This is a genomic window from Caballeronia sp. M23-90 (assembly GCF_053574605.1).
In genome coordinates this window covers 1-5,913 of sequence record NZ_JBSIPA010000409.1, presented here as the reverse complement: position 1 = coordinate 5,913, position 5,913 = coordinate 1, and the positions used below count along the sequence as shown (strand labels likewise).

5 protein-coding genes and 1 pseudogene are annotated in these 5,913 nt (G+C 60.1%); 1 reads left to right on the top strand and 5 read right to left on the bottom strand.

Annotation, left to right across the window (positions count from 1 at the left end):
* From ACRXB1_RS28465 to ACRXB1_RS28455, 3 genes are all read right to left on the bottom strand, one after another.
* A partial coding sequence (locus tag ACRXB1_RS28465; protein ID WP_449493932.1) for an ABC transporter permease subunit occupies window positions 1-972 on the bottom strand: 972 nt, incomplete at its 3' end.
* A gap of 13 nt (window positions 973-985) precedes the next feature.
* Complete coding sequence (locus tag ACRXB1_RS28460; RefSeq protein WP_061999106.1) at window positions 986-2,020, bottom strand: microcin C ABC transporter permease YejB; 1,035 nt, start codon at window positions 2,018-2,020, stop codon at window positions 986-988.
* A gap of 28 nt (window positions 2,021-2,048) precedes the next feature.
* Window positions 2,049-3,911 carry an extracellular solute-binding protein gene (locus ACRXB1_RS28455; protein WP_449493931.1) on the bottom strand — a complete coding sequence of 621 codons (1,863 nt, stop codon included), beginning with the start codon at window positions 3,909-3,911 and terminating at the stop codon, window positions 2,049-2,051.
* Between the two features lie 217 nt (window positions 3,912-4,128).
* Between ACRXB1_RS28455 and fabI the strand changes: the two genes are divergently transcribed.
* A complete protein-coding gene (gene fabI / locus ACRXB1_RS28450) occupies window positions 4,129-4,926 on the top strand; it encodes an enoyl-ACP reductase FabI (protein WP_449493930.1) in 798 nt (265 codons plus the stop codon).
* Window positions 4,927-5,017: 91 nt separating this feature from the next.
* Here fabI and ACRXB1_RS28445 read toward each other — a convergent pair whose 3' ends face one another.
* Together ACRXB1_RS28445 and ACRXB1_RS28440 are read right to left on the bottom strand one after the other, a co-directional pair.
* A complete protein-coding gene (locus ACRXB1_RS28445) occupies window positions 5,018-5,404 on the bottom strand; it encodes a hypothetical protein (RefSeq protein ID WP_061999103.1) in 387 nt (128 codons plus the stop codon).
* 256 nt (window positions 5,405-5,660) lie between these two features.
* A pseudogene (locus ACRXB1_RS28440) lies at window positions 5,661-5,913 on the bottom strand (hypothetical protein); the annotation flags it as partial.

Here is a 5,913-nt window from a genome sequence, read left to right as displayed (position 1 = left end):
GGACAAGCCTATCCATCCGAAAAGCGAAAGCAGCACGACGAGCAGCAGCAAACTCGGCTCGAAGATGGACGCAAAGATGATCAGCAAATAAAGCTCGGGCAGCGCGCTCCAGATTTCGATCAGGCGCAACGGCAGGAACGTGATAACGGGTGTGAGGCTGTTGGGCAGGATATGCCGCCAGATGATCTGCGCATTCGACAACCCCATCGCCCGCGCCGCGCGAACATAGTCTTGCGTGCGGTTGCGCAGGAACTCGGCGCGCACGTAATCGGACAAGCCTATCCATCCGAAAAGCGAAAGCAGCACGACGAGCAGCAGCAAACTCGGCTCGAAGATGGACGCAAAGATGATCAGCAAATAAAGCTCGGGCAGCGCGCTCCAGATTTCGATCAGGCGCTGCCCGGTCAGGTCGGTGCGTCCACCGAAGTAACCCTGTACCGCGCCGGCCAGCATGCCGAGCACAGTGCCGATTGCGGTCAGCACCAGCGCGAAGATCACCGAGACGCGGAATCCGTAGAGAAGCCGCGCGAATACATCGCGGCCGCGGTCGTCGGTGCCGAGCCAGTTTTCGCGCGATGGCGGCGCCGGGTTCGAGCCCTTCGAAAAGTAGTTCAGCGTGTCGTAGTAGTAGTGATTCGGCGGATAGACGGCGAAGTTGCTGCCCTCGCTGAAACGGTCGCGAATGTACGGGTCGAGGTAATCGGCGGGTGTCGGGAAGTCACCGCCGAAGGTGGTTTCCGAATACGTCCTCACCAGCGGAAAATAGAGCTGCCCCTGATAGCGAACGACCAGGGGTTTGTCGTTGGACCATAACGGTCCGGCCAGGCTGATTGCAAACGCGATCACGAAGATCACGAGGCTCCAGTAACCGAGCCGGTTGCGTTTGAAGCGCTGCCAGACGCGTCGTCCGGGCGTGGTCGAGACAGGCGCACTCAATGGTTTTGCGTCGCTGTCGCGGGGCGTGCGGAGCATGGACTGGTTCAACTCAACGCTCCAGTTGTTCGAATTGAATGCGCGGGTCGACCCACACATAACAGAGGTCGGAGATGAGCTTGGTGGCAAGTCCGATCAGCGTGAACAAGTACAACGTGCCGAGCACGACCGGATAATCACGCCGCACGACGGATTCGTATGAAAGCAGGCCGAGTCCATCGAGTGAAAAAAGCGTTTCGATCAGCAAGCTGCCCGTGAAAAACGCACCGATGAACGCGCCGGGAAATCCTACGATCAACGGCAGCAATGCGTTGCGAAAGACGTGCTTCCACAGCACCGTGCGCTCGGACAAGCCCTTTGCCCGCGCAGTCAGAACGTATTGCTTGCGGATTTCATCGAGAAAAGCATTCTTTGTCAGCATCGTGATCACGGCGAAACTGCCGACTACCGATGCAATGATCGGCAACGTGATATGCCACAGGTAGTCCGCGATTTTCCCGCCAAGACTAAGGGTCGCCCAGTTGTCGGAAGTGAGATTGCGCAGCGGAAACAGTTGCCAGAACGAGCCGCCACCGAAGAGCACGAGCAGCAACACGCCGAGCACGAAACCCGGAATCGCGAAGCCGATCAGTACGAGCAAGCTGGTGGTCACATCGAATGTGGAGCCATTGCGCACCGCCTTTGCAATGCCGAGCGGCACCGATATCAGATAGGTAATAAAAAACGTCCACAAGCCGATGCTGATCGACACCGGCAGTTTCGATACGATCAGCGACCACACGCTTTGATGCCGGAAATAACTATCGCCAAGGTCGAAGCGCGCGAAACGGCCGAGCATCAGGAAGTAGCGTTGGAGCGGGGGTTTATCGAAGCCGTATAGCGCGCGGAGTTGCGCGACTTGTTGCGCGTCCACGCCGGTATGCTGGCGCATGCCGAAACTCGTGCCCTGCTCCCCGCGCCGCAGTTCATGCACGGCCTGCTCGACCGGTCCGCCCGGCACGAACTGGATCACGGCGAACGTGAGCGTGAGGACACCGAGCAAGGTCGGGATCATCAGCAAGATGCGTTTTAGGATGTAGCTCCACATAAGCGGCGCTCCGGTTGAATGCTTTGATTTACTGCGCGGTCGGCTGCGCGGGTTTGAACCACCACGTGGATGTGATCCAGTCCTCGGCGGTGTAGTAGAGCGGCAAGGTCGCTGGATACGCGAGCGTGTTGCGATAAGCGACCCGGTGCGACGCCGTGTACCAATGCGGGATCACATAGTAGCCGTGCATCAGCACACGGTCGAGCGCATGGGTGGAATCGAGAAGCTGCTCGCGTGTCTGCGCGCCGATCAGCGTATGCACGATCGAATCGACCGCCGGCGACTTCAAGCCGATGTAATTATCCGAACCCTGCTGATCCGCCGATTTGCTGCCGAACCGCGTCTCCTGCTCCGTGCCCGGAATCTGCACATCGGGCATGCGGATGCTCGTGACGTCGAAGTCGAACGCGTCGAGCCGTTTCTGGATCAAAGCGAAATCCACCGTGCGGAAGTTCGCCACGATCCCGAGCTTCTGCAAGTTGCGCTGGAGCGTCGCTACGACGGGTTCCATTGATGCGCCGCCGCCCGAGTCGTCGAGTATCTCGAACACGAACGGATCGCCCTTCGCGTTGCGCAACGCGCCGTCGCGATACGTCCAGCCGGCATCGGCGAGGAGCTGGCGCGCCCTGATCAGGTTTGCGCGCAGGGAGCCGGGGGCATCGGTGCTGGGCTGCTTCACCATCGGGCTGAAGACCGCCGGGTCGAGTTGCGCGCGCAGCGGCGACAGGATCGCCAGTTCACCCGCGCTCGGCATGCCGGTCGCCGCGAGATCCGTGTTGGCAAAAAAACTGTCGATGCGCGTGTACTGGTTGAAGAACAATTGCCGGTTCAGCCACTGGAAGTCGAAGGCCAGATCGATGGCCTGCCGCACGCGCACGTCCTTGAACAAGGGGCGGCGGATATTGATGAAGAACCCCTGCATGCCCGTGCCGTTGTGATTGCGGAATTCGCGCTTGACCAGTTCGCCGTTATCGAAGCGTTTGCCGATGTCACGCCGTACCCAGTTGCGCGCGATGTACTCCACGAGCGCATCGTATTCGCCGGCCTTGAACGCTTCCAGCCGTGCAACGCCATCCGAATACAGCTTGTAGTTGATGCGCTCGAAGTTATACGTGCCGACGCGCACGGGCAACGCGTTGCCCCAATACGCCGGATTGCGCTTGTAAGTGATCGTGCGGCCGTTGTCGTATTGCTCGATGAGATACGGTCCGCTGCCTATGGGCTTCTGAAACGCGAGTTGATCGAACGGCACGTGGCTTCCGTCCGGCTTCATGCCCCACTTGCGCGAAAACACCGGAATCCCGCCCGCGATGAACGGCATCTCGCGCGTGCGCTCCTTGAACTCGAAGCGAATCGTCAACGGATCGACAATCACCGCCCGCGAAATCTGTCCGAAGTACACCGAATACTGTGGCGCTGCCTGCGGGCTCTTGAGCGTCTCGAACGAGTACTTGACGTCGTCGGCCGTGACGGGATCGCCGTTCGAGAACCTCGCTTTCGGATTGATATGGAACGTGGCTGAGAGGCCGTCGGACGCGACGCTGATGTCATCGGCGAGAAGACCATAGGCGGTCGATACTTCGTCGAGGCTTCCCGTCGTCAGGCTCTCGAACATGAAGCCGAGACCGGGCGCCGAGTTGCCGCGCAGCGTGAAGGGGTTGAACTTGTCGAAGCTCGTCAGCCGGTTGGGATTGGCAAGGACGAGCGTGCCGCCGCGCGGCGCGTCAGGATCGACGTAATCGAAGTGCTTGAAACCGGCCGGGTATTTCGGCTCGCCATACTGCGCGATGGCATACACGGCGAATGCCGGATGGGAAACCGCGAGTGCGCCGAAGGCAACAGCCAAACCTGCGAACAGTGGACCGAGGACCCGTCGGGAGCCAGTCGTCATGAGTGCCTTTATGCGTACCATTGCAACGATGATTGAAAACGTCCGGCAAGCATCGTCCGGCAATGCCTGCTCAACCCGCGGCCGAGCCGCGGCAGTGTGAGAGAATTCTACTTAAAACAACTGTCCCGGGCATTGTAACGAGGCGCACAGGCTTCTCGCGCCCGCAATCGCGCCATCATTCGGGGCAGGCGCAATACTGACTTCTTAAGGAGCATTCATGGGATTTCTCGCTGGAAAACGGATTTTGCTGACGGGCTTGTTGTCGAACCGGTCGATCGCCTATGGCATTGCGGCGGCATGCAAGCGTGAAGGCGCCGAACTCGCATTCACGTACGTAGGCGAGCGCTTCAAGGATCGCATCACCGAGTTCGCGACGGAATTCGGCAGCGATCTCATATTTCCTTGCGACGTGGCAAGCGACGAGGACATCGATGCCCTTTTCACGTCGCTCAAGGAACGCTGGGACACGCTCGACGGTCTCGTGCATTCCATCGGCTTTGCGCCGCGCGAAGCGATTGCAGGCAATTTCCTCGATGGCATGACGCGTGAGAACTTCCGCATCGCCCACGATATTTCGGCGTACAGCTTCCCGGCGCTCGCAAAAGCCGCCCAGTCGATGCTTTCCCCCGATGCTTCCTTGCTCACGCTCAGCTACCTGGGCGCGGAGCGTGCGATCCCGAACTACAACACCATGGGTCTCGCGAAGGCATCGCTGGAAGCGAGCGTGCGGTATCTGGCGGAATCTCTGGGCGGAAAAGGCGTGCGCGTGAACGGCATCTCGGCCGGCCCGATCAAGACGCTGGCGGCAAGCGGCATCAAGGGCTTCGGCAAGATCCTGGAATTCGTCGAAAACAACGCGCCGTTACGGCGCAATGTGACCATCGACCAGGTCGGCAACGTCGCGGCGTTCCTGCTGTCAGATCTTGCGGGCGGCGTCAGCGCGGAGATCATTCACGTCGACAGCGGCTTCAACGCGGTGGTTGGCGGCATGACACCTCTGGCTGCGGCGGAGTAATTCGTCGATCGGAAGCCTTGGTCTTACAGCAAATGCAAAGGCCGTCCCGTTTTACCGGGACGGCCTTTTGTATTGTGGATCGCGCGAGGAGTTATCTGCGGTGGTCGTTTCCGTGACCGCCGCCGTGACCATTTCCACCGCCCCCGCCGCCATGGCCATGCTGCGGACCACCGTAGTAGCCCCGACCGCCGCCATTATGCCGATACCAGTCGTCGCGAGCCCAGTAACGCCGTCCATCGTAGTACCGGTTTCCATACCACCCGATCACAACCGGGGGCGGTGCGTACACAGGCGCCGGCTGATAAACGACCGGCGGGGGCGGCGGCGCGTAATACGGCTGCGGCGCAACGTAGACGGGTGCAGGAATGCCGATATTGATACCCAAGTGCACGCCGCCCGCGTGGGCCGCGCCGGACAAGGTGATGAGGCAAATGCCGGCAATGCCTGCAAGACTGCGGATGCTTCTGGTCGTATTCATGTGTAAAGGCGCGCCTCGGGCCGTCATTGTTCAGGTGGAAGCGAATATAGCGGATCGAGACCAATCCAGTATTTCAACTTTGTAAGTTGTTCGGTGACGAGTGATATCGTCTGTGGAAAGCTTACTCTTTGTTACGTACAGGAAGACGGCGGACAGCGGCGAGGATCGCTGCCGCGCAACTTGTATAAAAGGCCATCCGGCTTTCGCCGAATGGCCTTGTTGCTGGGGCTTCGGACTTGAACCAGACCGCGTTCGCTCAGTATCCGCGACGATCGCCGTATCGCGGACCGCCGCCATGATGTCGATACCAGTCGTCGCGTGCCCAGTAGCGGCGGCCGTCGTAATAACGGTCGCCATGCCAGCCGATCACGATCGCGGGTTGCGCATACACCGGCGGAGGCGGCGCATAGACAACTGGCGGCGGTCCGCGATACGGCGATCGTCGCGGATACTGAGCGAACGCGGTCTGGTTCAAGTCCGAAGCCCCAGCAACAAGGCCATTCGGCGAA

Bases quoted from the DNA above. Each gene is read 5' to 3' on its own strand.
- fabI (WP_449493930.1), top strand. From the start codon at position 4,129: ATGGGATTTCTCGCTGGAAAACGGATTTTGCTGACGGGCTTGTTGTCG.
- ACRXB1_RS28445 (WP_061999103.1), bottom strand. From the start codon at position 5,404: ATGAATACGACCAGAAGCATCCGCAGTCTTGCAGGCATTGCCGGCATT.
- ACRXB1_RS28455 (WP_449493931.1), bottom strand. From the start codon at position 3,911: ATGACGACTGGCTCCCGACGGGTCCTCGGTCCACTGTTCGCAGGTTTG.
- ACRXB1_RS28460 (WP_061999106.1), bottom strand. From the start codon at position 2,020: ATGTGGAGCTACATCCTAAAACGCATCTTGCTGATGATCCCGACCTTG.